This is a genomic window from Paenibacillus typhae (genome assembly GCF_900099765.1).
Lineage (GTDB): Bacteria > Bacillota > Bacilli > Paenibacillales > Paenibacillaceae > Paenibacillus_AQ > Paenibacillus_AQ typhae.
The window spans coordinates 1-24,229 of record NZ_FNDX01000068.1; the positions used below are offsets into that span (position 1 = coordinate 1).

A 24,229-nucleotide genomic window follows, 5' to 3' on the forward strand; every position below is an offset into this window, starting at 1 on the left:
TTTTTTAGAAACCCGTAAAGAGACGTTCTATAAGTCCAGAAGACGAAGTGAATCGTCTGTGGGAAGGGAGTCCGAGGGGCTCATAGTACCAAGGAACCTAAGGACAACATAACCTTAGGGAGGGAAGGAGCCCTGCTTTGTTCATGTTTCACCAAGAGGTACGAGTCCGTGAATGCCCAAAGCGGCTAACGACACGCAAGAAAACACTCAAGAACTCGACAGGGGAAACTAGGTCATGGGCCAAGGCCAGAATGCTGCATGCCCATGAATGACGAACATCGGAAAGCCGTATGAGGGAAAACCTCACGTACGGTTTGATGAGGAGGGGCTGAATTTATTCAGCCCTTTACTCTAGCCGGCTTTATTTTATTGATACTGGATTACCCAAACCAATCTAGCACCGAAAGAATAGAGTATAGCAGTTGATCCTGCGGCAGCCGCGCTTTAGTTATGTGCGGAGCCTGGGATGGACAGGTTCACCCGGTTATAAACAGCCCTGATAACCAGCGAAACCAGACCACAATAAACGGGGTGATATGGATGGATTTGACTGCATTGACTGGCCTGTTTGCCAACAATAACGGTTCAGTCGTGCTAAATGTCCTTTTATCAATTGCTTTAATTTGGGCTATCCGGCAGATGGCAGGCAAAGAGAAGGTCATTCAGAATTACCAGAAACGGGATGAGGAGAACGAGAAGCAGCTGAATGAATACAACCGTTCTCTGGTCAAGCTTTTAATTGAAAGAGAGGCCCTGGAACGCGCGAGAGCCGATAAAACCAATGGTGAGGAGGTCGTCAACAAGTGAAGCTCCTCGATATTTTTAAGAAAAACGAAGTCAAGCCCAGCTCTGTAAAGCGGGAAATCGAGAATCTGGGCAGAATCAGGGAGGCCTATGAAATGAATGATCTTGAAAGCCTGTTAGATCTGCACCGTAACGGCCTGGGCAAGAGAGGAGATGATTTACATGGCCATCGTTGATTTGATTCTTATTACTCTGGAAGTAGCTGTTTTTATTGTGTTTGCTGCTTATGTGCTGAGATACCGTAAATTTTTTATCGGAAAAGGCCCAAACCGGACGTATAACCTGTATCTCCGGAGTGTATGGATGACGTATTTTATGGTTTCGCTGCTGTGTCTTAACCTGTTGTGGGGGCGGCTGAACATTGTTTTTGGTTATAACGTGGACAGCCTATCCAATACAATCAGAGAGCTGGTGATGATTCTGACGCTGATCCTGCTTCTGTTTGCGGGGCTGACGCACAAGGAGCTGTGGGACATTAACGAGCAGGATAAATAGGTTATGAGATCTGCGGAAAAAGGTGTAAAATGAAAGGAATGATGACAGCGCTTGGAGGAACGGCAGAATGTATCGAGTAGGGATTATCGGGCCGGCGGGCTCCGTCGAACGGATTGCCAGGCTGGCTGAGACGTTCGCGCAGGAAATCGAATTCATATCATTTATCTATGCAGAGCCCCGTGAGACGGGGAGGATTATCCGGGAGCATGACCGGGAAGTAGATTCATGGCTGTGCTCAGGCCACATTCCTTACAGCTTTGCACTGGCTGAGCTGGGTTCAGCAGAACGCATTGAATATATCTGGATAACGGAATCGGCGTTTTACAAAAGTCTGCTGGATCTGACTTATTCGCAGGGGCGGCCGGTCCGGCGGATCAGCATCGATATGCCGGAGAATGAAGGGCTGGTGGAAAATGCACTGAGGCAGATCGAACAGAGCGGACTTGAGCTGCACAGCCAAACCTATGAGCTTGATGCAGATACGGAAGAGCTGCTGCACTTCCATCTGAAATTATGGCAGGACGGCAGGACGGAGGGAGCGGTCACCTGTTTTCCAAGTGTGGCAGCAGAGCTGAAGGCAAGAGGGGTCCGCGCCTTATCTGTATCCCCTAGCAGTCTGGAGATCATCCAGTCGCTCCGGCTTTTCTCGGAAAAAGTCAGAACCTCCTACTTCAAGGATACGCAGATTGGTGTGGAGATCATAGAGCTTGAACACTTTGACCGGATTGCCGGGAAGCTGAATACCTCTTACCAGCTGCAGTATCTGGAGCTTAAGCTCAAAGAAGAGCTGATACAGCTATGTGAGAGGCTGGATGGTTCCTTTATGGAAAAGGGGAGCGGGAAGTATGTTATTTTCAGTACCCGGGGTGCCATCGAACGTGAGCTTAAGCTGTTGAGTGATACAGTTAATTATCTGGCAGCCAAAACGGACACCAAGGTAGCTGTAGGCATCGGATATGGTGAGACCGTGTTCTCAGCGGAGACGAATGCACAGCGTGCGCTTCTCCAGTCCAAGGAAAAGGCGGACAAGCGGATTGTCATTATCCGGGAGGACGGTGTTATTGTGGAGTCGGCGGGCCAGGAAGACAAGCTCGCGTACTCGTTCCGGAGTATGGACCGGGAGATTACAGACAGGCTGCAGAACAGCGGCGTCAGTGTCAAAACGTTCAATAAAGTAACGGCGCTGGTCAGGCGGATGGGCTGGGAGAGCTTTACTGCGAAGGAGCTGGCGGTTCAGCTGCAAATGACTGAACGCAATGCCCGGCGGATTATGACCGAGCTCTCTGAAGCAGGGCTGGCTGACTCCAGCGGTGAAGAAGCGCCCGGAGCGCGTGGCCGTCCGACTAAATTATACCGGTTTAAGTAGGCATCCTGTGAGGATGCCTTTTTTGCGATGGTTTATGTCAGTTTTCTTTACCTATAGAGTTATATTATCTAAAAAATGATTGAAAAACTGCGGAAAGCTATATATTATGGACATAAGGAAATTGTCCTTTTATATTCCTTAAATGAACAGATTGAGCGGGAGGGCGGCTGTATGCGTAAAGTGCTGGGCAGTAACTGGATGTTGGCATTGCTTTTTTTGGGATGGTCTTTAGGAAATCTGGACCGTTATGTAATGAATTATGCTGTACTTTCGATTACGGAGGATTTAAGCCTGAGCGCGACATCGACGGGGATTGTGCTCAGCTCCTTTTTTGCCGGTTATGCCATTATGCAGATGCCGGGGGGCTGGCTTGCAGACCGGTTCGGTTCAAGACGGATTCTCATTATTTCAGTTGTATTGTGGTCCATTTTTACGGCGATGACCGGTGCAGCCTGGTCGCTGGGCTCTATTCTTGTCATCCGCTTCCTGTTCGGAATCGGTGAGGGCGGCTTTCAGCCGGCAGCCTCAAAGCTCATTGCCGGTGTGTTTCCGCAGGAGAAGCGTGCAAGGGCTATGTCCATTCTGCTGACATCGGGAGGGCTGATGGCCTTTATTACACCGATATTTTCAGCCTATGTGCTGGATTCAATCGGATGGCGCCATATGTTTATGTATATCGGAATCGCCGGGATTCTTATCGCTGTACTGTACTGGATGTTTATTCACAATCCGCAGCAGGCTGTAAATGTACCTGAGGCTACGGAAGGGAAAGCCAGGGCTTATGGCTTACAGCAGCTGTTCCGTACACCGATGATGTGGTGCCTGCTCGCCGCCTATTTCAGTATTTATGCAGTGAACTGGGGGCTGGCCAGCTGGATGCCTGCTTATCTGACGGATGTGCGCGGATTATCGATGAAATCCATGGGTCTGCTCCAGATGATTCCTAGCGTTGCATCGTTTGCCGGGCTTTTTGGAGGGGGATATCTGCTTGACAAAATGACGGGAGGAAAAGAAAAGTGGGCGGGAGCGCTCTCCTGTGCTGTTATCGGGTTAATGCTCTACCTGATGTTTACGGCCTCCAGTCTGACAGGCGTGATCATCTATCAGTCGGTAACGAGTATTTTTATGGCGTTCGTGCTGATTCTGCTGCCGGCTATTGTACTCAAGAAAATCCCGCAGGCCTCAACCGGCTCAGCAATGGGAATGGTCAATACGGGCGGCCAGCTGGCCGGATTTATTACCCCAACGGCCATCGGATTTATGGTCGATGCCTTCAAGGGTTCTTATGATGCTGCCTTCTGGATGCTGATCGGCTTCACACTTGTCTGCGCTGCTGCGCTGCTCAGCCTGAATTACAAGCAGGGGGCAGTTATGGACGAACCGCTGGTACCGGCAAAAGTAAGCTGATAAGCAGTACACATATTACACGGGAAAAGGAGAACTACCATGAATAGAGCTTCTGAATTGTCGGCTATTATTGAACAAAAACGCGAGGCATACATCTCATTAAGCAATGCGCTCTGGGAAAAGGCGGAAACAGCGTTTCAGGAGCATCAGTCGGCGGAGCTGATCTGCCGGGTGCTGGAAGAGGAAGGTTTTAGCGTAGAGCGGGGAGTGGCCGGGCTGCAGACAGGCTTCACCGGCAGCTACGGAAACGGCCATCCGGTCGTTGCTATCCTCGGGGAGTTCGACGCGCTGCCCGGATTAAGCCAGCTGCCGGGGCTTGCCCGGCCGGAGGAAGCTGAAAGCGGGGGAAATGGGCATGGCTGCGGTCATAATCTGCTGGGGACCGGCTCGCTGGCAGCTGCCGTAGCGGTCAAGGAGTATATGGAGCGTACAGGGCTCCAGGGTACGGTGCGCTACTATGGCTGCCCGGCAGAGGAGAGCGGATCCGGCAAAGCCTATATGGTCAGGGACGGGCTGTTTCAGGATGTGGATATTGCATTAAGCTGGCATCCCTACATAGCGTCTGTTGTGCAAAATCTCAGCTCACTTGCCAATTACGCGGTGAAATTTAAGTTTTACGGAAAAAGCGCACATGCTGCAGCAGCGCCGCATCTCGGACGCAGTGCCCTTGATGCGGTTGAGCTGATGAATGTTGGCGTCAATTATCTGAGAGAGCATATGCCGCAGGATGCCCGGGTGCATTATGCGGTGACGAATACAGGCGGTTCTTCCGCCAATGTAGTCCAGGCTTATGCGGAAGTTTCCTATCTGATCCGTTCGCCCAGACAGCAGCAGGTGGTTGAGCTGTACAGCCGTGTCCATGATGTTGCGGCAGGGGCGGCACTGATGACCGGAACCAGGATGGAGACGGAATTCGAGGGTGCAGCCGCGAACCTGATACCGAACAGAAGATTGGCAGAGGTTATGGATACCAGTCTGAGTGCAATTGGTGTACCCGTCTATGATGATGCCGATTGGCAGTATGCCGAGGAGATTCGTGCCACGCTGTCACAGGAGGATCTGCTGGCTGCGCTGTACGGGATGGATATGCAGACTGCATTGAAGGTTAGGAGCAAGGCTATCGCTGATGTGATTGTTCCGCTAAACCCGGCTGAGCCGGTGATGCCCGGATCTACCGATGTAGCTGACGTGAGCTGGATCGTTCCGACGGCCCAGTGTATGACTACCTGTTGGGCACTCGGTACTGCACTGCACAGCTGGCAGGTTGTAGCCCAGGGAACAATGCCGATTGCCCACAAAGGCATGCTTCAGGCAGCCAAAGTTATCGCCGGCACAGCTATAGCAGCCATGGAGGATCCGCAGATTATTGCTGCCGCCAAAGCCGAGCATGCGGAGCGGCTGCAGGGCCAGTCCTATATGTCGCTGATTCCGGACGGCTGGCTGCCGCCGCAAACGTCTTAGGTTCGTTTACTCATTCGAAGTAAATGCCTGCGGAACGCAGTCATGACAAGCAGGTGAACTCTTGCCTGTGTGTGCTTATAGAGAAACCACGGCAGGGATGGCAGGTAGTCATGGATAGCAATGATGCATTCGCGGCTGCCGGGGATTTGCAGGAATTCAAGCCTGCTTTGATAAGAATCATCCTGCTTCGTGAGGACCCCGCCGGAAATCCGGTAAATGCTGCCGGCTGCGCTGCTTTGCTCCGGCAGATAATTCAATTCAAGGAGTGCGCAGCGGCTGGACCGCAGACAGACGCGGTATCTGCTGCCGCCGTCATGATCAATCCGGATCAGCGGCTTCAGGATACTGCCCAGCCATTCCAGGTAGTGGCGGGCGGCCCAGCCGGCATCCGTATTTCCGGGCAGAACTACGCGCTGAACCGAGCGGACGTCCGAGGCCGGCTTTGCTTTTTTGCGGGGCGGCGGCTGAACCGGTGCGCCGGTGCCGGGATGCGTGTCATTCCGGGAGGCAGCTTCAACCGCTGCAAGCAGCGTCATCCCGGCGCCCGCCAGCTCTATCGGAACCGGAATGGCGGTGTTCTCCGAACGCCCGGCCGTTTGGCTGGACGGCTGTCCGCTACGCAGGACCGTAACCGGCAACCCGCAGGAGCGGAGAATTCGTTCCGCCTCCAGACTGTCATGGAGATAACGGAAGCGTTGCCCGGGCAGGATATTCCGGGAGGCCGGTCCGCTCAGACAGACAATATGCCGGATGCCGTTTATACAAGCTGCCCGGGCGAATATATCCGCCTGTATGGCGGCCATATCAGCAATGCTTGCCTGGGTCAGCCTGGCCTGTGACATAACGGGATGAGCCTGGTAGATGGCATAATCTGCACCTTGCAGCGCTGTAGCGGCAGACGGCAAGGAGAACAGGTCGCAGGGGCGCCGCTGCACATGCGGGCACGAATCTGTCTGGTTTTGGCACACGTCTCTGCTGCATTCTCTATTCGTGCGCCGGCCGCTCTTGCCGGAGCTGTACCCCGCACCGGCACTGTGCCCGGTACCGTATCCATGTTCGCCCTCGTTGCGATCCGAATACGCATCATCATTCTCTGTCAGCACAATTAGATCACTATGCTCCGTCAGCAACGCCAGCAGCTTATGATCTGTGTATCTCTCCGCCCCGGCTAAAGCGATAACAGGCCGGCGTCCGGCGCCGGCACTGTACTCCCCACTAGTTGGGGATATTTTTTTGTCTGCACGTTCCGCAGAATTCATTTGTTATCCCTGCTCCATTCCGTTTCTGTTTTCTTGCTTCATTATACAAGGGATTGCGCGGTACTGATCATTTGGGGCTAAAAGGCGATTCAGCTATAATGGGGTCATGACACAACCATTCTGAACAACAGGGGGGCAGACCGGATGAATGAATTACAGCAGGCCGGGCAGCGGCTGGAGCGTGCCACCTTCGCCGGCGGCTGCTTCTGGTGTATGGTCAAGCCGTTTGACGAGCTGCCGGGAATCATCTCGGTGGTGTCGGGTTATACAGGCGGGCATACCGGGAATCCGACTTATGCCGAGGTCGGGACGGAGACGACAGGCCATATCGAGGCGGTGCAGATTACCTTTGATCCGGAGCGGTTTCCTTACCGGCGTCTGCTGGATATTTATTGGCAGCTTATTGATCCGACAGACCGCGGCGGCCAGTTCATGGACCGCGGGCATTCCTACAGGACCGCTATCTTTGTCCACAGTGAGGAGCAGCGGGCTGCGGCGGAGGCTTCCAAGGCCGCACTTCAGTCAGAAAAACGGTTCAAAGGACCGGTTGTAACGGAAATTCTTCAGGCGGCACCGTTCTACCCGGCTGAAGCTGAGCATCAGGATTACTATAAGACACATCCACTGGATTATAAGCTGTATCTCAAGAGCTCGGGCCGAGATGATTTCCTGGAGCGGCACTGGCAGAGGGGTGAAGACCGGGAACGGCTGCGTGACCGGCTGACTGCCCTGCAATATGAGGTTATCCGGAACAAGGGTACAGAGCCTGCGTATGACAACGCCTATTGGGATGAATACCGTGAAGGCATTTATATTGATGTGCTGAATGGAGATCCGCTGTTCAGTTCGCTGGATAAATTCGATTCCGGAACCGGCTGGCCGTCCTTTGCCGCACCGCTTGAGCCGGGGCTTATCCGCCGTGAGGCTGACTTAAGCGGTGGGGCTGCGCGGACTGTGCTGCGGAGCAGGTTAAGCGGAGCCTATCTCGGCCAGCTGCTGTATGACGGCCCGGAGCCCGGGAAGCTGCATTACCGGGTCAATTCAGCTGCGCTGCGTTTTGTCCCCAGGGAGGAGCTTGCGGCGCATGGGCTGGAGCGTTATCTGGAGCTGTTTGCTTCAGGGGATAAAGACCGGAAATGATCTGCCGGCTGAAGCAGCCTGATACCATTCTCGCCTGTTTTCAAGGAAACCTGATCTCTACTAAGAGATCGGGTTTCTTTTTGCATCCTCTCAAACGTTCAATAGATTCTCAGACAGTGCTTATAATATGACAAAACCTGCAGATGTTCCGGTAGACTTGCCAAATAAGGTATAATAGGAGATAAGCATTATTTTTATGCGCATACTGAAGGAGTGACTCAATGTATTCTAATCAGCAAAATGCAGGAGAGCGCCTTAAAATGATAGCCGAGCAGATTGCAGAAGAGGTTACCTTGCGTCAATATGAACTTCAGCCTGAATTAAGGCAGCGCTTTGGTCCTTCCGGAATAGCCCGGACCAGGCAGGATTCCCTATATCATCTTCGTTATCTTGCACAAAGCGTGTCGCTGGAAAGCCCGCTTTTGTTCATTAACTATATTATTTGGCTTAAAGTACTGCTCATGCAGTATAAGATTACGGCTGAGGATCTGCGGATCAATCTGGAGCTGATGAAGGATGCAATCAGCATCAAGGTAGAGCCGCCAGACAGAGAGCTGATCCTGAGCTACCTGGATATGGGTATGTATCATATGCGCGGGGAAGAGAGTGTGCCTTCGTTTCTGCAGCCGGATCAGCCCTATTTCCGGGAGGCGGAGCAATACCTCGGGCTTCTGCTGGACGGGGAACGGCGCCAGGCTGCGGAATTTATAATGAAGCTGTATGATGACGGCATGCCGGTCCAGGATATTTACCTGCATATCTTCCAGCAGAGCCAGTACGAAATCGGGCGGCTGTGGCAGCTGGGACAAATCACGGTCGCCCAGGAGCATTACTGCACAGCCTGCACCCAGAGCATTATCTCCCAGCTGTACCCCCGCTGGATCGAGGCGCAGAGCGGCCGCAAGAGGCTGGTTGCAGTCGGTGTAGGTGAAGAGCTGCATGAAATCGGCCTGCGGATGCTGACGGACTTTTTTGAAATGAAGGGCTGGAATACCTTCTACCTGGGCTCCAACATGCCTGCTGATAGCCTGATACGTTATTTGAAGGAGCAGCCTGCCGATTTGCTGGCTGTTTCGGTTACGATGACCTTTCATGTATCTGAGGTTGTCCGGATGATTCAAGTGATCCGCGGTCATGCGGAGCTTGACGGCCTGAAGATCATGGTCGGCGGTATGCCGTTTAATATAGACAGGGATTTGTGGAAAAAGGTCGGCGCAGACGGTTACGCCCCCGATGCGGGGAGCGCGCTCGAAATCGCAGCACAGCTTGTTCCGGGTACCTGGAGCCAGAAGAACTGATACAGAAGGCGGGGTACTATAATGACCGGCAGTGAGCAGGAAATCAATGTTCTAAGGGAAACGATCGAAAATCTGTCAGAACAGTTAATTGCAGGCAAGCATAGAGAAGAGCAGGCTTTGGCCGAGTTTTCTGCCATGAACAATGAACTCATTACGATGCAGCGGCTGCTGGCCAAAAATAATGCAGAGCTTAAAGCGCTCAAGGAGGAAGCGGAAGCAGCGAGCAGGGCAAAAAGCCTGTTTCTGGCTACGGTCAGCCATGAAATCCGTACACCGATGAACGGAATTCTGGGTATAACCGAGCTGCTGGAGGCTGAGGACGTTACGGAGGAACAGCAGATTCATCTGCAGGTAATCCGGGAATCGGCACAGTATCTGCTGCAGATGATCCGGAATCTGCTTGATTTCTCCAAAATTGAAGCCGGGAAAATGGAAAGAAGCAGAGTATCCTTCAGCATACGGAAGCTGGTTGAGCATGCGTTTCTGCTGCTCTCTCCTGCAGCGGCAAAGCGGGAAAATACCTTAACCTATCAAATCCTGGACGGGGTTGCGGACCAGCTGGAAGGAGATTCACCCAAAATTTTGCAGGTGCTTATTAATCTGCTGGGCAATGCGGTAAAGTTTACGCAGAACGGTAAAGTAGAGGTTACAGTGAGTTTGGTCTCTGAGAAAGCAGCATACCAGCGGGTGTGCTTTGAGGTAAAGGACGAAGGGGTGGGCATATCACCTGAAGATCAGGGCTCCCTGTTCCGGCCGTATTCACAGGTAGGCCAGGACACGGAGCTGTCTGCCGAGGGAACGGGACTCGGTCTGTCCATCTGCAAGTCCATGGTAGAGCTGATGAACGGAACCATTATGGCGGAGAGTGTGCCCGGAGCCGGCTCGGTTTTCCGTTTTGAGCTTCCGCTGGATAAGCCGTCCGGCCTTCCGGAGCCGAATCCGGCTGACGGGGCAGCCCTGCCGGTGAGCGGATTCAGCGTGCTGCCGGTGCTGGTCGCCGAGGATAACGGGCTAAATAGCACAGTACTGCTGCGGCAGCTGCAGAAGCTGGGGGTGACTGATGTCCACCTGGCCGGCAACGGCAAAGAAGCAGTGGACGCCTGGCAGCGGCAGGAATACGGGCTGATTCTGATGGACAGCAGGCTTCCGGTCATGAACGGTGAGGAGGCGGTCCGCACCATCCGCCGGCTGGAGGCTTCCGGGGCAAGGGCCCGGGTTCCGATTATCGGCGTGACCGGGGATGAAGACGAGGAGAGCCGCTCGCAATTTATTGAGGCAGGTCTCGACGACTGGACGGTTAAGCCGCTGAATCTGCAGACGCTGAGCAGGCTGCTGGTTAAATGGTACAGCACGAAGCCGTATATTCCCGTTCTGCAGGAGGAGACCCTGTCCGGCATCCGGGAGATGGACGATGAAGACGAGCCAGAGCTGCTGCGTATGCTGATCGGGATTTTCAAGAAGGATACTCCGCAGCGGCTGGCAGCCCTGGAGGAGGCTGCGTCCAGGCAGAATCTGACGGAAATGGCGGCAGCGGCCCACAGCCTGAAATCAGGCAGCCTGAGCATCGGGGTACAGTATTTCGCCCATCTGTGTGCAGTGGTGGAGCGCCATGCCGGAGCAGAGGAATTCGAGCTCGCTGTACGGCAGCTGCCGAAGCTTGCGCCTGCATATGCAGAAGCCTGCACGGAGCTGGATAAGCTGCTGTAGAGCATCCGGCTGCAGAGAGCAGAAGGTACCGGTCACCGGGAACTTCTGCTCTTTTTGCTGGCGGCGATCATATCCGGGCAGCGGAGGAATAGGATATAATATGGCATTTTCACGGCCAGGAGCATCGAAGAACGCATACTGCAAGGATCAGAATCAGCTGGAAGCCGGTACCTCTTGCTAGGTATGGGCTTTTTCTAATACGCAGAAGCAGGTGACGCCCGTGCCGGAAAAAAACAGTAACGCAGTTGTTGTCCAGGGCCATTCGCTGACCCTTGCGGAAGTCGTCAGGGTAGCACGTTATCACCATCCTGTGGAGCTTGGAGAGGAGAGCTGCCGCAGGGTGGAGCAGACCCGAAGGTATGTGGAGAGGCTGCTGCTGGAAAAAAAAGTGGTGTACGGCCTGACTACAGGCTTCGGCAAGTTCAGCGACACGTACATCTCCCCGGAGGATACGCAGCTGCTGCAGCTTAATCTGATCCGCAGCCACAGCTGCGGAACCGGAGCGCCGCTTCCGGAGGAGACGGTCCGGGCCATCCTGCTGCTGCGGATTAACGCCTTGTCCCTCGGCTATTCCGGGATCCGCCCGGAGGTTATCCGGCTGATGGCCGATATGCTGAACCAGGGCGTCATCCCGGTCATTCCCGAAAAAGGCTCGCTTGGCGCCAGCGGTGACCTGGCCCCGCTATCTCATATGGCGCTGGTTCTGATCGGCGAGGGCGAAGCGTATGTTCAGGGCACACGCCTGCCCGGGGCAGAGGCGCTGGCACAGGCCGGGCTTGCGCCTATCGTGCTCGAGGCCAAGGAGGGGCTGGCCCTGATTAACGGGACGCAGGTCATGACGGCGGTCGGCGCACTGGCCTGCTGGGATGCCATGAACCTGGCCGACTGGGCGGACTGCACGGCAGCGCTGACCTGTGAGGCGCTGCTGGCGGTGTGGGACGCCTTTGATCCGGCGGCCCATGCTGTCCGGCCGCATAAAGGGCAGCAGCAGTCAGCCGGCAACATCCGGCACCTGACCGCCGGGAGCACCCTGATGACCCATCAGGGTGAGAAGCGGGTACAGGATGCCTATTCCCTGCGCTGTGCGCCGCAGGTGCACGGGGCGAGCCGGGATGCGCTGGCCTATATTGCCGGGAGGCTGACGACCGAGCTGAATTCGGCCACGGATAATCCGCTCATTTTTACCGAACTTGGGCGGGTCATTTCCGGCGGGAATTTCCACGGCCAGCCTGTCGCGCTGCCGATGGACCATTTGGCCGTCTGTGCGGCGGAGCTGGCCAGCATTGCCGAGCGGAGGATCGAGCGGCTGGTTAATCCGCAGCTGAATGAAGGGCTGCCCCCGTTCCTGACCGGGAACGGGGGACTGCAGTCCGGCTTCATGATTGCCCAGTATACTGCCGCTGCTCTTGTGTCGGAGAACAAAGCTCTGGCCCATCCGGCCAGTGTGGATTCCATACCTTCCTCGGGCAATCAGGAGGACCATGTCAGTATGGGGACCATCGCTGCCCGCAAAGCTAGCGAAATCGTTGATAATGCCTATACCGTGCTGGCAATTGAGCTGCTGTGCGCGGCTCAGGCCCTAGATTACCGCGGTCCGCAGCAGCTTGGACGGGGAACGAAGTGGCTGTATGACCGCTGCCGTGAGCTGGCGGCCCCGGTGAACGAGGACCGTGTGCTTTCCGGCGATTTTGCTACGGTTGCGCAGTGGATGAAGCAGCCCGGTGTGCTGGACGGACTGTTTGCCAAGGTGACCTTTGACTCCTGTGTGGAGTGAATCCGGGGAAGCACCCAAAAGGAATAAGGAACGGAGGGAGAGCAGCCGTATGAGCGCTAACGAGGAGAGAATCTGCCGTGCCCCCAGGGGAAGCACGCTGAATACCAAAGGCTGGACGCAGGAAGCAGCACTGCGGATGCTGATGAACAATCTCGACCCCGACGTGGCGGAGCATCCGCAGCAGCTGATTGTCTATGGCGGCATCGGTAAAGCAGCCCGCAGCTGGGAAGCTTACGACGCGATTGTCCGGTCGCTGAAGACGCTGGAGAACGACGAGACGCTGCTGATCCAGTCCGGCAAGCCGGTGGCGGTATTCCGCACCCATCCGGATGCCCCGCGTGTCCTGCTGGCGAATGCCAACCTGGTTCCGGCCTGGGCAACCTGGGAGAGCTTTCATGAGCTGGACCGCAAGGGCCTGATCATGTACGGGCAGATGACCGCCGGCAGCTGGATCTATATCGGCACACAGGGTATCGTGCAGGGCACCTATGAGACCTTTGCCGAATGCGCTAGACAGCATTTCGGCGGCACCCTGAAGGGGACGATCACGCTTAGCAGCGGCCTCGGGGGTATGGGCGGCGCCCAGCCGCTTGCCGTGACCATGAACGGCGGTGTGTTCATCGGCATCGAAGTGGACCGGACACGGATCGCGAAGCGGATTCAGTCCGGGTACTGTGATGCTGTGGCAGAGACGCTGGAGGAGGCGCTGGCCATGGCTGAGGCGGCCCGCAGCGCAGGCCGCCCGCTCTCCATCGGCCTGCTGGGCAATGCGGCGGAGCTGCTGCCGGAAATAGCGGCCGGCGGCTTTGTGCCGCATGTGCTGACCGATCAGACGTCTGCGCATGATCCGCTGAACGGCTATGTGCCGGCCGGCTTCACTGCCGAAACCGCAAGGCAGCTGCGGGGCAGAGACCCGCAGGCGTACATTGCCCTTGCCCGCAGCAGCATTGCCCGGCATGTTGAGGCGATGCTTGAGCTGCAGGGCAAAGGGGCGGTCACCTTTGACTACGGCAACAATATCCGGCAGGCGGCATACGATCAGGGCGTCAGCCGGGCTTTTGATTTTCCCGGATTTGTTCCCGCCTATATCCGTCCGCAGTTCTGCGAAGGGAAGGGGCCGTTCCGTTGGGCAGCCTTGTCGGGTGATCCGGAGGACATCTATAAAACGGATGCTGCGATTCTCCGGGCTTTTCCCGGAAATGAAGGCCTTCAGCGCTGGATTACTTTGGCCGGGCAAAAAATCGCCTTCCAGGGCCTGCCTGCCCGGATCTGCTGGCTCGGCTACGGCGAGCGGGCCGCGTTCGGCAAGATCCTCAACGATATGGTTGCTTCCGGGGAGCTGTCCGCTCCGGTGGTCATCGGCCGGGATCATCTGGACGCCGGCTCCGTGGCCTCGCCTAACCGGGAGACGGAGCGCATGCTGGACGGCAGCGATGCCGTCTCCGACTGGCCGCTGCTGAATGCGCTGGTCAATACGGCCGCAGGAGCCGGCTGGGTGTCGATCCATCACGGGGGCGGAGTGGGGATGGGCTATTCGCAGCATGCCGGGATGGTGGTTGTCGCAGACGGCACAAAGGAGGCAGAGGCGCGGCTTGAGCGGGTGCTGACGGCAGATCCGGGTATGGGCGTGGTCCGGCATGCGGATGCCGGCTATCCGCTGGCCGCCGAAACCGCCAGAGCCCATGGCATCCGCATGCCCATGCTGGAGCCGGGAGAGGAGCAGCGGGATGATCCACATTGATGGGGCAGCGCAGATTGCCACGCTGGGCGGGGCAGGCATGAAGCCCAAGATTGGCAGGGAGATGGCAGAGCTCGGTCTGATTGAGGACGGGGGAATAGTCATTGAGGACGGAAAATTTGTCTTCGTGGGCAGCAGCGGGGAGGCCAGGCGGTATGTGGAGCAGCACTCGGGAGGGAAGCCGGTTACGGTGCTGTCTGCTGCCGGGAAGACGGTGACTCCGGGCCTCATTGATCCGCATACCCATCTTGTGTTCGCCGGCTCACGGGAATTCGAGCTCACGCTCCGGCTTCAAGGGGCTAAATATCTGGATATCCTGCAGGCCGGAGGCGGAATCCTCTCTACGACGGAGCGTACCCGCGAAGCCTCTGAGGAGCAGCTGATGGCCGAAGCGGAGCGGCGGCTGGACCGGTTTCTGGCCCACGGGGTAACGACGGTTGAGGCAAAAAGCGGCTACGGGCTGCGGCTGGCCGATGAGCTCAAGCAGCTTAGAGTGGCCCGCAGACTGAATGCAGTACACCCGGTAGAGCTGGTGTCCACCTTTATGGGAGCGCATGCGGTTCCGCCGGAGTATAAAGGCAATACGGATGCTTTTGTCCGGACGGTGATCGAGGAGATGATTCCGGCTGTAGCCCGGGCAGGGCTGGCGGAATACTGCGATGTGTTCTGCGAGAAAGGGGTGTTCACCGTGGAGCAGTCCCGTGAAATCCTGATGGCGGGCAAACGCTGGGGGCTGAAGCCGAAGCTCCACGCTGACGAGCTTGTATCCGGGGGAGGGGCGGAGCTGGCCGCCGAGCTGGGTGCTGTCTCCGCCGATCATCTGCTGCATGCTTCAGCCGAAGGCATCCGCCGGATGGCCCTGAAGGGAGTAATCGCCGTGCTGCTGCCGGGCACCGCCTTTTTCCTGATGGCTCCGCCGGCCGATGCGCGTTCGATGATTGACGCCGGTGTGCCGGTCGCCTTGTCAACGGACCGCAATCCGGGCTCCTCGCCAACGGAATCGCTGCCTTTTATAATGAATCTGGCCTGCTTAACGATGAAAATGACCCCGGCCGAGGTGCTGACGGCCTGTACCCTTAATGCGGCTCATGCGATTGGCCGTGCTTCGGATATCGGCAGCATTGAGGCCGGCAAGCAGGCCGATCTGGTCATTTTCGATGCGCCCAATTATCAATACCTGCAATATCACTACGCGGTGAATTTAACGGATACGGTGCTGAAAAAAGGCAGGGTTGTTATCCATGACGGAAAGAGGGTGACGGCATGAGCGGGATGCAGTTGAAAGAACTGCGGATCAATGCGGTCAGGCTGCAAAAGAATATCGAAGTGCTGGCCCGGTTCGGGCTGAATGAAGCTACCGGAGGCCTGGACCGCACGACGTTCACCGCGGCTGAACTCGCTGCCCGCGAATGGCTGGAGGATCAGCTGTTCCGGCTGCAGCTGGAGGTCAGGGTGGATGAAGCGGCCAATATCTGGGGGCGGCGGAGCGGATCAGAGGATGCGCTTCCGGTCATTGCTTTTGGCTCCCATATTGATACTGTACCGAACGGGGGCAAATATGACGGTGCGCTTGGTGTGCTGCTGGCGCTGGAGGTGATGCAGGTGCTGGCGGATCACAACGCCGTTACCCGGCATCCGCTGGAGCTGGTGTCCTTCAGCGCTGAAGAGCCGAATCCCTTCGGGCTCTCCACCTTCGGCAGCCGTGCAGTTTCCGGCAAGCTCAGCCGGGACGATCTCACAGGTGTGCGCAACGGGCAAGGGCAGCTGCTGACTGAGGCGCTGCGGCTTGCCGGAGGGAACCCCGGACGCTTTGAACGGGCCCGGCGCACGCCGGAGGAGCTGGCAGCGTTCCTTGAAGTTCATATCGAGCAGGGTAAACGGCTGCTATCCCGGGGGGTCCCGGTCGGAATTGTGACCGCTATAACCGGTATTTACCGGGAGGAGGTAACGGTCTCGGGAGAAGCCAATCATGCGGGAACCACTCTGATGGAGGACCGGAAGGATGCGCTGATGGGCGCGTCCGAAATCATGCTGGCTTTTGAGCAGCTCTGCCGCGAGCATCCGGCTGATGATGTAGTGGGTACCGTCGGCCGGATCAGCAATGAGCCGAATGCCGCCAACATTATCCCGGGGCAGACTGTTTTTCATCTGGAAGTCAGAGCAGCGCAGCAGGAGCAGAAGCGCTGGGTCATGGAAGCCTGGGCTGTGCAGGCCGCATCTATAGCAGAGCGCCGGGGGCTGTCGCTGGCCCGAAGGCTTATCCTGGATCAGCCGTCCCAGCCGATGGCCCCGCAGCTGATCCGGCTGCTTGCTGCCCAGGCCGGCAGGCTTGGCATTAAGACCTATCCGCTGGGCAGCATGGCCGGTCATGATGCCGCGCACATGGCGTCTCTGACCAGCGCCGGCATGCTGTTTGTGCCCAGTCTGGGCGGAAAAAGCCACTGTCCTGAAGAAGAAAGCCGGATAGAGGATATTGAACAGGCCGGCAATGTGCTGCTGCAGTCCATTCTGGCGCTGGATGTTGAATTGAGCCCATAACAGGCAGGGGGGAGCCGCTTGCGGACGTTATATTCGGCAGATGCTGTATACACGAAGAACCAGTTCCGGCCAGAACTTGCTGTGCTGGTCGAGAATGGCCTGATAGCAGAGGTAGGCAGCCGGGAGGTGCTGCTGCAGCGGTATCCGGACATCCGGCACATCCGCTGGGATGGAAAAGCGATTGTTCCCGGCACGATCAACGCCCACAACCACTCTTTCCAGAGCCTGCTGCGCGGGATTGCCATCGATAAGCCGTTCCTGGAATGGCGGGATCAGGCGCTGTACCGCTATTCCCCGCTGCTGGACGAGGAGGCGGTTTATACCGGCGCCCTGCTGGCCTTCGGTGAAATGCTGCGCTATGGAGTAACCACAGTCTGTGATTTCTTCTATGTCCACGGCGGAGGTACAGCGCATGATGAAGCCGTCATCCGGGCAGCGAGGGATCTGGGTATCCGCCTGGTGTTCGCACGGACGATGTATGATTGGGCCGGCGCTCCGGTGGCCTACCGTGAGACGGTTCCTGAAGCGGTGGAACGGACGAGGCAGCTTGCTGTGAAATACCAGGGCAATCCGCTGGTTACGGTTCATCCGGCTCCGCACAGCCCGCATGCGGCTTCCCCGGAGATGATCCGGGCCGGACACCGGCTGGCGCAGGAGCTGGATACGCCGTTTCATATCCACGTTGCCGAGGAGATGTTCGAGGTTGAGGAGATGCTGCAGGCTTACGGGCTTCGCCCGGTGCATTACCTGGATTCGCTGGGGGTGCTGGATGAGAGAATAATCGCTGTTCATCTGGTCTGGCTGGAGGATTCGGAGATTGAGCTGATCGGCCGGAGAAAAGGAGCTTTGGCCTACTGCCCGTCCAGCAATATGTTTCTGGCGGACGGGGTGACCCGCATTCCCGACCTGCTGAGGGCCGGTGTCAAGGTTGCGCTCGGCACAGACGGCGGCTGCAGCAACAACCGGATCAGCGTGTTTGAGGAAATGCGTATGTGCTCGCTGCTTCAGAAGGTCAGCCGCCTGGACGGTACCTGCATTACTGCCGGTCAGGTCTATGAGATGGGTACTTCACGCGCCGGTGAAATACTGCGGCTGCCGGCCGGTTCCCTGGAAACCGGCCAGTATGCGGATTTTGTTGCGCTTGATGTCCATGACCTGTCACTTGCCCCGCGGCAGGAGCTGTTCGCCAACATGGTCTACGCCATGCAGCCGGGGGCAATTTCATCGGTTGTTGTAGGCGGCAGGGTTGTGGTAAGCGGCGGAAAGCTGCTGACTGTACCGGAAGCTGTTATAGGCAGACGGGTGGATGAGCTGTTCGGAAAATGGGGACGGGGATGAATTTGTTAATGGGCAGGGGCAGCTCCTGTCATTAACAGGGCAGCGGCTCTCCGGCGGAGCCGCTGCCCTGCCTGCCTTTCCGTTTCAAAAGTTCCGGTCTGCGGCTATAATCTAACTAGATCAGTTGTCCGCCCCGGGCGGAAGAAGGAGCTGCCATGTACATAAGATTACTAAATCCGGACGATGCAGAGCAATACCGCAGGCTGCGGCTGCAGGCGCTGCAGCTTCATCCGGAGGCCTTCCTCAGCACCTATGAAGCAGAGAAGGAAATGCCGCTGGAGGTTACAAGCAGCAGGCTGGAGCCTGCGGAAGACAAGTTCACCCTGGGCGGGTTCACCGGGCGGGGTGAGCTGGCCGGCGTGGTTACTTTTATCCGGGAGAGCAGGGAGAAGCTCCGCCATAAAGGCAGTGTCTTCGCCATGTATGTGACTCCTGCGGCCCGCGGGCAGAAGCTTGGCCATTCCCTGATGAGTGAGCTGATTACGCGTGCCGGGCAAATGCCCGGGCTTATGACGGTGAATCTGACCGTATTTTCGGACAACCAGCCGGCAAAGCGGCTGTACGGAGCACTCGGCTTCACCTGCTACGGCACGGAGCGCAATGCGGTAAAGCTGGACGGGCGGTATCTGGATGAAGACCTGATGACACTGGAGCTGGGTTCAGGGGAGCAGTGGCAGGAGCAGGATAGGCACCAGCCTGCCGATCCGGTCATAAACTAAGCTGCCCGCCGCATAAATTGGGTCTATGAAATTCTGTCCTGACAAGGAGGAAATAAACTTGGAGACTGCGCTGCTAGGCAGCTTTTTATCTGCAATGGCAACGGTGCTTGGTGCGGTACCTATTCTGTTCGTGCGGAGATTGTCCGAGCGCTGGAAGGATATTCTGGTCGCTTTTACCGCGGGGATTATGGTATCTGCTTCGACCTTCGGCCTGATGCCGCAGGCGATTGAAGAATCGGGGATTACCGCCCTGACGCTGGGGCTGATCACCGGTGTGCTGCTGCTTGACCTTATTGAAAATAATATTCCCCATATCGATGTCGAAAACAAACCCGGCTTTGCCAATATGGATTCCAAGGCGCTGCTCGTCATGATCGCACTGTTTATCCATAATATTCCCGAAGGCCTGAGCACGGGCTTCAGCTATGCCAGCGAGGAGGCCAGTCTCGGTCCCATGGTGGCAATCGCGATCGGGGCGCAGAACATGCCGGAAGGTCTGATTCTCGCTGTCTTCATGATGAACTCCAAGTCTACCCGTTGGAAGGCGCTGGGAGTTGCCACGCTGACCGGACTTATGGAGATGGTATCGGCGGTTATCGGTTATTTCACAGCAAGCTCGCTGCAGCATGCAGTAGGCTACGGTCTGGCTTTTGCCGCAGGAGCGATGCTCTTCATCGTCTACAAAGAACTGATTCCGGAGAGCCACGGGCACGGCTATGAGCGGCCGTCGACTTATTCCTTTATTTTCGGGCTGCTGGCGATGGTGTATATTACGCAATTTTTCGGCTGACCCGGCAGGGCCGGCATCCGCATTTGCATCAGGCCTGCAGAGCCGATATACTGTACGCATTCGAAGGCTTAAGATAGGGAGTGGACAGGATGGACAGACTTGTACAGCAGGCTTCGTTATCTTTTGTTCTATTGATTCTTTCATATCTCAGTATGTATTACGCGTTACCCAAACGCACCTCATTTGCGCGCTATAGTGTACTGGTGCTGCTGTTGGCGAGCGGTGCTCCGCTTGCAATCCTGCTGGTGCAGGAGAGTCTCCGGGAGGCTGCCGATGCAAATATCGGGCTGGGTATGGCTTTCTTGCTGACCTGGGCGATTACAGGACTGGTGTTTCTGGTGTCACTGGTCTTCTGGATTCTCCGTTTGCGGAAAAGATGATAGCCTGATTCAGAGACGTTACCGGATTAACCCGCCTTCAGCATAAAAAGAGGACATCTCTACAGCCGGTATTGCCGTTTGGCGAATCTAACGGACTGAGATGACGCTATTTCACCGTTTGGGCATACTTCTGCAGGCTAACGGACCGTAGCGCCTTTATTTCCCGGTTTGATGGCGATTTTCATGTCAATGTCTGCACATAAGAGCGCTGGTGTCCGTTAGCTTGTGATCAGCCCGGTTATGCCTTGGATAACGGCAGCTCAGTCCGTTAGCTGGAGCATGGGCCCGGCGGTTATCAGTTGATGAAGGCCTGCAAAAAAGAGTAAGAGCGTAGTGAATACCAGCACAAAACAGGCTATCCCACTGCATGATGCAGTCTATGGGATAGCCTGTTTGCTGTTATCGGTTATGAGGCTTGTTCACCGGGCCGGCCCGGTGCCCCGGCTTGCTTGCTCCGCTTCGCCTAGCGGTGGGCCGCATAGACACTAGCTTTGCTGGCCTGGCGGACGGCGTCCGCTTCCGCGGCGGTGAGCGGCGCTGCTTCGGCTGCGGCAATGTTCAGCCGCAGCTGCTCAAGGCTGCTTGCACCCGGGATGACAGCTGCAACCGCCGGCTGTGACAGCGGGTAGTGCAGCGCGGTCTGCGTAAGGGTCCGGGAAGCGGGAGCCTGCTGCGTCAGTCTGTCCTGCAGCGAGGCCAGCTCCGGCACAGAATAATCCAGATACTCTTTCTCCAGCCTGGAGCGGCCGTTATCGGTCAGGATGCCGCGCGCCAGCGGGCCGCGGGCAATAAGGCTGATGCCATGCTGCTCAAGGAGCGGCAGAATCGACTCCTCCGGACGCCGGTCAAGAATGCTGTATTGGCTCATCACACTTACAATACCCGAGCGTTTCACATATTCGCGGACTACAGCGGGACGGATGGAGGAGATGCCGTAATAACGGATCAGCCCTTCCTGCTTCAGCTCTTCAAAGGCTTCAATCGTCTCGTCGATATTGTCTTCCAGCGTTCCGCCATGGAGCTGATAGAGGTCGATATAGTCGGTCTGCAGTCTGCGCAGACTGTCACGTACTGCGGATTTGATATAGGCTTTGGACGCATCCCACGACCAGCCTTCCTGGCCGGGAATCCGGCGGTTGCCGACCTTAGTTGCCAGAACAACGTCACTGCGGCGGCCGCGTATGGCGTTGCCTACAATCTCCTCATTGCGGCCCGCATCATACAGATCGGCTGTATCAAGGAAGTTAATCCCCTTATCCAGCGCCTCATGGATGATGGATACAGCCGGTCCCTCCTCTGTTCCCAGAGACATGCAGCCCAGTCCCATAGCGCTTACATATAGATCGGATTGCCCTAACCGGTTCTTGTTCATGATGTATTCCTTTCTGTACGGTTTTGCATCTATTATATCATCGCTGACGCAAAAGACGGCAAATGTCCCCGCCCCGCCTTCCGGCCGTGCTGGTTCATTTGCCGTCTTTATATTGTTGTATCAGCAGTCATCCCTGCGGTGATCACCGCAATTATCCGCGCAGAATGGCTTCGATCTGCTCCAGCTCCTCCGTGCTGAGCTCGGGGGCGTTCAGGGATGCTACGGCGTCCTCAATCTGGCTGACTTTGCTTGCACCGATCAGCGCAGAGGTTACTTTACCGCCGCGCAGAACCCAGGAGAGGGCGAGCTGCGACATTTTTTGTCCGCGGGCTGCTGCAATGTCATTCAGCTTGCGAACCTTGCCGATAACCTCTTCGGTAATTTCCTTCTCGGAGAGGAAGACGCTTGGTCCGGCTGCGCGGGAATCCGCTGCAATTCCGTTCAGATAGCGGTCGGTCAGGATGCCTTTGTACAGCGGCGAGAAGGCGATGGTGCCGATGCCTTCTTCAGCAAGCACATCCTGCAGCTCATCCTCAATCCAGCGGGACATCATCGAGTAGTTCGGCTGGTGGATCAGGCAAGGTGTGCCCAGGCGGCGGAGAATCTGCGCCGCTTCGCGGGCTTCCGCCGGCCGGTAGTTGGAAATACCGACATACAGTGCTTTACCCTGACGGACGATAAGATCGAGCGCAGCCATGGTTTCCTCAAGCGGAGTATTCGGGTCCGGACGGTGATGGTAGAAAATATCGACATAATCCAGGCCCATCCGCTTCAGGCTCTGATCCAGGCTGGACACCAGATTCTTCTTGGAGCCCCATTCGCCGTATGGACCCGGCCACATATAGTAACCGGCTTTGGTGGAGATAATCAGCTCATCGCGGTAAGCGGCGAGATCCTGGCGGAGCATCCGGCCGAAGTTCTCTTCGGCGGAGCCGGGAGGCGGTCCATAGTTGTTGGCAAGGTCAAAATGGGTGATGCCTAAGTCAAAGGCCCGGCGGACCATGGCCCGTCCGTTTTCGAACAGGTCGTTGCCGCCAAAATTATGCCACAGGCCGAGCGAAATTGCCGGCAGCAGCAGGCCGCTGCGGCCGCTGCGGTTATATTTCATGTTGTCGTAGCGTTCAGGACTGGCGATATACATGTGAGATCCTCCTATTAGTTGTGATGTGTCATTCCACATAACGGAAGCGTTTACGGCTTGACTGACATGTTCTATTGTAGCGGAACCACGGGGCAAAAGCGTATGTCAGCATGGAAGATGTTTATAGCACAATGTCGTTATTCGCATGGCGGCTGCGGTAGTCCTTGGGGGAGCAGCCTTTGACCTTTTTGAACATCCGCGAGAAGAGCAGCGGGTCCTGGTAGCCGACCGAACGGGCGATTTCACCGACGGTGCAGCTGCTCTCCGCCAGCAGCTCGCAGGCTTTGGCGATGCGGAAATTCAGCAGATACTGCTGCGGAGGCAGACCGACTGTCCGTTTGAACAGGGCCGACAAATATTTGCGGTCCAGCTTCAGGGAGGCTGACATCATCTCTACGGTGATATTTTCACAGTAGTGGGCATGCAGGAAATGAAGACACTCCTCGACATAGAAGCTTTTGGCACGCGGAGGCCGTACATTGTCCTTCGCCGCCGGGGCTGCACGCAGCAGCAACGTAAAGAACTCATACATGATTGCCTTAAGCGGCAGGTCGAGCCCCTCAGCCGTATCCGCTGCTGCAGTCAGCCGGTCGTAAAGGGCAGGCATCAGCTGCTGATCCATGGGAAACACGGGCTGCTCCGGCGACAGCGCGGTCCGGGACAACAGGGATTCAATCTCTTCTCCGGTAAAAGCAACCCATGAATAGGTCCACGGCTCCGTGCTGTCTGCTGCATAATAAGTCACGATATGGGGATAGGTCAGAAAAGCCTGTCCGGCCCGCAGCCTGTGCTCGGCTTCACCGACGGCAACCCTGCCGGTGCCTGCATGAATAAAGTGGATTTTGTAAAGGTCACGCACGCCGGGACCGACGGTATGACCGGGCGCACAATGCTCGAAGCCCCAGTAATGCAGATGCAGATCGGGGCTGCTGCGCAGCGGCCGCTGCGGATTATATTTAAATATGGCCATCCTTCAGCCTCTTTTCCTATATGAAATGGTCTTGGATTTATGGGTGTATAGTCACCATTATACAGTAGTTTTACAGCGGCGTAAGACAACGCAAAAAGTCCCGGCGCCCTTCCGGTGACGGAAGCGGAGCGGAGACTTTTTCCAAAAGATAAGAAAGTATATATTTCACGCTATCCTTTATCCTTATCTTTCTCGCAGAAACGGATACCGTCCTATTTAGGACGGTATCCGTTTCTGCTTGGTGTGCGCCCGGCATGGGCGATAACTTGGCGGTGAAAGTCCGCTACAGGCTTGGCAGTAGGAACTGTTAGCCAAGGGCAAGGGTGTCCGCCGCGAGGCGGAATCTGAAGGAAGCCGGAGGCAAACCCTCGGTCTGACGAACAGAAATCACATAGAAGGCATGCTGGGACGGACGAGCTTGCACTACAAAGCAAAGTCCAATACTGCCCGAATTCCAGGATGTAAATGTGGCAGATAGATGAGGGGAAAGTTATCGCTCTTACCCGGGGAGGTCTCACAGACGTCAAGTAGG

21 protein-coding genes are annotated in these 24,229 nt (G+C 56.4%); 17 read left to right on the plus strand and 4 right to left on the minus strand.

Annotation, left to right across the window (positions count from 1 at the left end):
* Window positions 1–540: 540 nt before the first annotated feature.
* From BLR64_RS28820 to BLR64_RS28840, 6 genes are all read left to right on the plus strand, one after another.
* Complete coding sequence (locus BLR64_RS28820) at window positions 541–807, plus strand: hypothetical protein (protein ID WP_090720026.1); 267 nt, start codon at window positions 541–543, stop codon at window positions 805–807.
* Window positions 804–980, plus strand: coding sequence for a hypothetical protein (locus tag BLR64_RS30495; RefSeq protein WP_157889913.1), 177 nt, complete (start codon window positions 804–806; stop codon window positions 978–980). Before BLR64_RS28820 ends, BLR64_RS30495 begins: the two co-directional genes overlap by 4 nt.
* On the plus strand, window positions 967–1,299 hold the full coding sequence (locus BLR64_RS28825; protein WP_090720028.1) for a hypothetical protein: 333 nt from the start codon (window positions 967–969) through the stop codon (window positions 1,297–1,299). The genes BLR64_RS30495 and BLR64_RS28825 overlap by 14 nt, the downstream gene beginning before the upstream one ends.
* Window positions 1,300–1,366: 67 nt before the next feature.
* On the plus strand, window positions 1,367–2,665 hold the full coding sequence (locus BLR64_RS28830; protein ID WP_090720030.1) for a helix-turn-helix domain-containing protein: 1,299 nt from the start codon (window positions 1,367–1,369) through the stop codon (window positions 2,663–2,665).
* Window positions 2,666–2,836: 171 nt separating this feature from the next.
* A complete protein-coding gene (locus BLR64_RS28835) occupies window positions 2,837–4,072 on the plus strand; it encodes an MFS transporter (RefSeq protein WP_090720059.1) in 1,236 nt (411 codons plus the stop codon).
* A 39-nt stretch (window positions 4,073–4,111) separates the two neighbouring features.
* A complete protein-coding gene (locus BLR64_RS28840; RefSeq protein ID WP_090720032.1) occupies window positions 4,112–5,533 on the plus strand; it encodes a M20 family metallopeptidase in 1,422 nt (473 codons plus the stop codon).
* On the opposite strand, the gene BLR64_RS28845 is transcribed toward BLR64_RS28840, so the two are convergent.
* Window positions 5,530–6,792 (minus strand): SDR family oxidoreductase, encoded by a 1,263-nt coding sequence (locus BLR64_RS28845; RefSeq protein WP_090720034.1) that lies wholly within the window; start codon window positions 6,790–6,792, stop codon window positions 5,530–5,532. The two genes, BLR64_RS28840 and BLR64_RS28845, sit on opposite strands and share 4 nt — an antisense overlap.
* 144 nt (window positions 6,793–6,936) lie before the next feature.
* On the opposite strand from BLR64_RS28845, the gene msrA reads away from it, so the two are divergent.
* The 11 genes from msrA (at window position 6,937) to BLR64_RS28900 (ending at window position 20,214) form a co-directional block, all read left to right on the plus strand.
* Entirely contained in the window at window positions 6,937–7,932 is a 996-nt protein-coding gene (gene msrA, locus BLR64_RS28850; RefSeq protein WP_090720036.1) for a peptide-methionine (S)-S-oxide reductase MsrA, read from the plus strand.
* Window positions 7,933–8,153: 221 nt separating this feature from the next.
* Window positions 8,154–9,230, plus strand: a complete 1,077-nt coding sequence (locus BLR64_RS28855; protein ID WP_090720038.1) for a cobalamin-dependent protein — start codon at window positions 8,154–8,156, stop codon at window positions 9,228–9,230.
* Between the two features lie 21 nt (window positions 9,231–9,251).
* On the plus strand, window positions 9,252–10,937 hold the full coding sequence (locus BLR64_RS28860; RefSeq protein ID WP_090720040.1) for an ATP-binding protein: 1,686 nt from the start codon (window positions 9,252–9,254) through the stop codon (window positions 10,935–10,937).
* A gap of 220 nt (window positions 10,938–11,157) precedes the next feature.
* Window positions 11,158–12,711: a histidine ammonia-lyase gene (gene hutH / locus BLR64_RS28865; RefSeq protein ID WP_090720042.1), complete on the plus strand. Its 1,554-nt coding sequence runs from the start codon at window positions 11,158–11,160 to the stop codon at window positions 12,709–12,711.
* A 49-nt stretch (window positions 12,712–12,760) separates the two neighbouring features.
* Window positions 12,761–14,452: a urocanate hydratase gene (gene hutU, locus BLR64_RS28870; RefSeq protein WP_090720044.1), complete on the plus strand. Its 1,692-nt coding sequence runs from the start codon at window positions 12,761–12,763 to the stop codon at window positions 14,450–14,452.
* The gene (gene hutI / locus BLR64_RS28875; RefSeq protein ID WP_090720046.1) at window positions 14,439–15,716 is read left to right on the plus strand and encodes an imidazolonepropionase; all 1,278 of its coding nucleotides are present in this window, start codon (window positions 14,439–14,441) and stop codon (window positions 15,714–15,716) included. The genes hutU and hutI overlap by 14 nt, the downstream gene beginning before the upstream one ends.
* Window positions 15,713–16,987, plus strand: coding sequence for a Zn-dependent hydrolase (locus BLR64_RS28880; RefSeq protein ID WP_244157875.1), 1,275 nt, complete (start codon window positions 15,713–15,715; stop codon window positions 16,985–16,987). The genes hutI and BLR64_RS28880 overlap by 4 nt, the downstream gene beginning before the upstream one ends.
* Before the next feature lie 18 nt (window positions 16,988–17,005).
* Window positions 17,006–18,325, plus strand: a complete 1,320-nt coding sequence (locus tag BLR64_RS28885; RefSeq protein WP_090720047.1) for an amidohydrolase family protein — start codon at window positions 17,006–17,008, stop codon at window positions 18,323–18,325.
* Window positions 18,326–18,480: 155 nt separating this feature from the next.
* Window positions 18,481–19,044 carry a GNAT family N-acetyltransferase gene (locus BLR64_RS28890; protein ID WP_090720049.1) on the plus strand — a complete coding sequence of 188 codons (564 nt, stop codon included), beginning with the start codon at window positions 18,481–18,483 and terminating at the stop codon, window positions 19,042–19,044.
* Between the two features lie 58 nt (window positions 19,045–19,102).
* Window positions 19,103–19,834, plus strand: a complete 732-nt coding sequence (locus BLR64_RS28895; protein ID WP_090720051.1) for a ZIP family metal transporter — start codon at window positions 19,103–19,105, stop codon at window positions 19,832–19,834.
* A gap of 89 nt (window positions 19,835–19,923) precedes the next feature.
* On the plus strand, window positions 19,924–20,214 hold the full coding sequence (locus BLR64_RS28900; protein ID WP_090720052.1) for a hypothetical protein: 291 nt from the start codon (window positions 19,924–19,926) through the stop codon (window positions 20,212–20,214).
* Window positions 20,215–20,677: 463 nt separating this feature from the next.
* On the opposite strand, the gene BLR64_RS28905 is transcribed toward BLR64_RS28900, so the two are convergent.
* From BLR64_RS28905 to BLR64_RS28915, 3 genes are all read right to left on the minus strand, one after another.
* Window positions 20,678–21,586: an aldo/keto reductase gene (locus BLR64_RS28905; RefSeq protein ID WP_090720054.1), complete on the minus strand. Its 909-nt coding sequence runs from the start codon at window positions 21,584–21,586 to the stop codon at window positions 20,678–20,680.
* Window positions 21,587–21,737: 151 nt separating this feature from the next.
* Window positions 21,738–22,727, minus strand: a complete 990-nt coding sequence (locus BLR64_RS28910; protein ID WP_090720055.1) for an aldo/keto reductase — start codon at window positions 22,725–22,727, stop codon at window positions 21,738–21,740.
* Between the two features lie 121 nt (window positions 22,728–22,848).
* Window positions 22,849–23,697 (minus strand): AraC family transcriptional regulator, encoded by an 849-nt coding sequence (locus tag BLR64_RS28915; RefSeq protein ID WP_090720057.1) that lies wholly within the window; start codon window positions 23,695–23,697, stop codon window positions 22,849–22,851.
* Window positions 23,698–24,229: the final 532 nt, after the last annotated feature.

Excerpts from the sequence above, each read along its gene's own strand:
- BLR64_RS28830 (WP_090720030.1), top strand. The coding sequence starts at position 1,367 with ATGTATCGAGTAGGGATTATCGGGCCGGCGGGCTCCGTCGAACGGATT.
- BLR64_RS28910 (WP_090720055.1), bottom strand. The coding sequence starts at position 22,727 with ATGTATATCGCCAGTCCTGAACGCTACGACAACATGAAATATAACCGC.
- BLR64_RS28915 (WP_090720057.1), bottom strand. The coding sequence starts at position 23,697 with ATGGCCATATTTAAATATAATCCGCAGCGGCCGCTGCGCAGCAGCCCC.
- hutU (WP_090720044.1), top strand. The coding sequence starts at position 12,761 with ATGAGCGCTAACGAGGAGAGAATCTGCCGTGCCCCCAGGGGAAGCACG.
- msrA (WP_090720036.1), top strand. The coding sequence starts at position 6,937 with ATGAATGAATTACAGCAGGCCGGGCAGCGGCTGGAGCGTGCCACCTTC.
- hutI (WP_090720046.1), top strand. The coding sequence starts at position 14,439 with ATGATCCACATTGATGGGGCAGCGCAGATTGCCACGCTGGGCGGGGCA.
- BLR64_RS28905 (WP_090720054.1), bottom strand. The coding sequence starts at position 21,586 with ATGAACAAGAACCGGTTAGGGCAATCCGATCTATATGTAAGCGCTATG.
- BLR64_RS28845 (WP_090720034.1), bottom strand. The coding sequence starts at position 6,792 with ATGAATTCTGCGGAACGTGCAGACAAAAAAATATCCCCAACTAGTGGG.
- BLR64_RS28860 (WP_090720040.1), top strand. The coding sequence starts at position 9,252 with ATGACCGGCAGTGAGCAGGAAATCAATGTTCTAAGGGAAACGATCGAA.
- BLR64_RS28855 (WP_090720038.1), top strand. The coding sequence starts at position 8,154 with ATGTATTCTAATCAGCAAAATGCAGGAGAGCGCCTTAAAATGATAGCC.
- BLR64_RS28890 (WP_090720049.1), top strand. The coding sequence starts at position 18,481 with ATGTACATAAGATTACTAAATCCGGACGATGCAGAGCAATACCGCAGG.
- BLR64_RS28835 (WP_090720059.1), top strand. The coding sequence starts at position 2,837 with ATGCGTAAAGTGCTGGGCAGTAACTGGATGTTGGCATTGCTTTTTTTG.
- BLR64_RS28900 (WP_090720052.1), top strand. The coding sequence starts at position 19,924 with ATGGACAGACTTGTACAGCAGGCTTCGTTATCTTTTGTTCTATTGATT.
- BLR64_RS28820 (WP_090720026.1), top strand. The coding sequence starts at position 541 with ATGGATTTGACTGCATTGACTGGCCTGTTTGCCAACAATAACGGTTCA.
- BLR64_RS28840 (WP_090720032.1), top strand. The coding sequence starts at position 4,112 with ATGAATAGAGCTTCTGAATTGTCGGCTATTATTGAACAAAAACGCGAG.
- BLR64_RS28880 (WP_244157875.1), top strand. The coding sequence starts at position 15,713 with ATGAGCGGGATGCAGTTGAAAGAACTGCGGATCAATGCGGTCAGGCTG.
- BLR64_RS28825 (WP_090720028.1), top strand. The coding sequence starts at position 967 with ATGGCCATCGTTGATTTGATTCTTATTACTCTGGAAGTAGCTGTTTTT.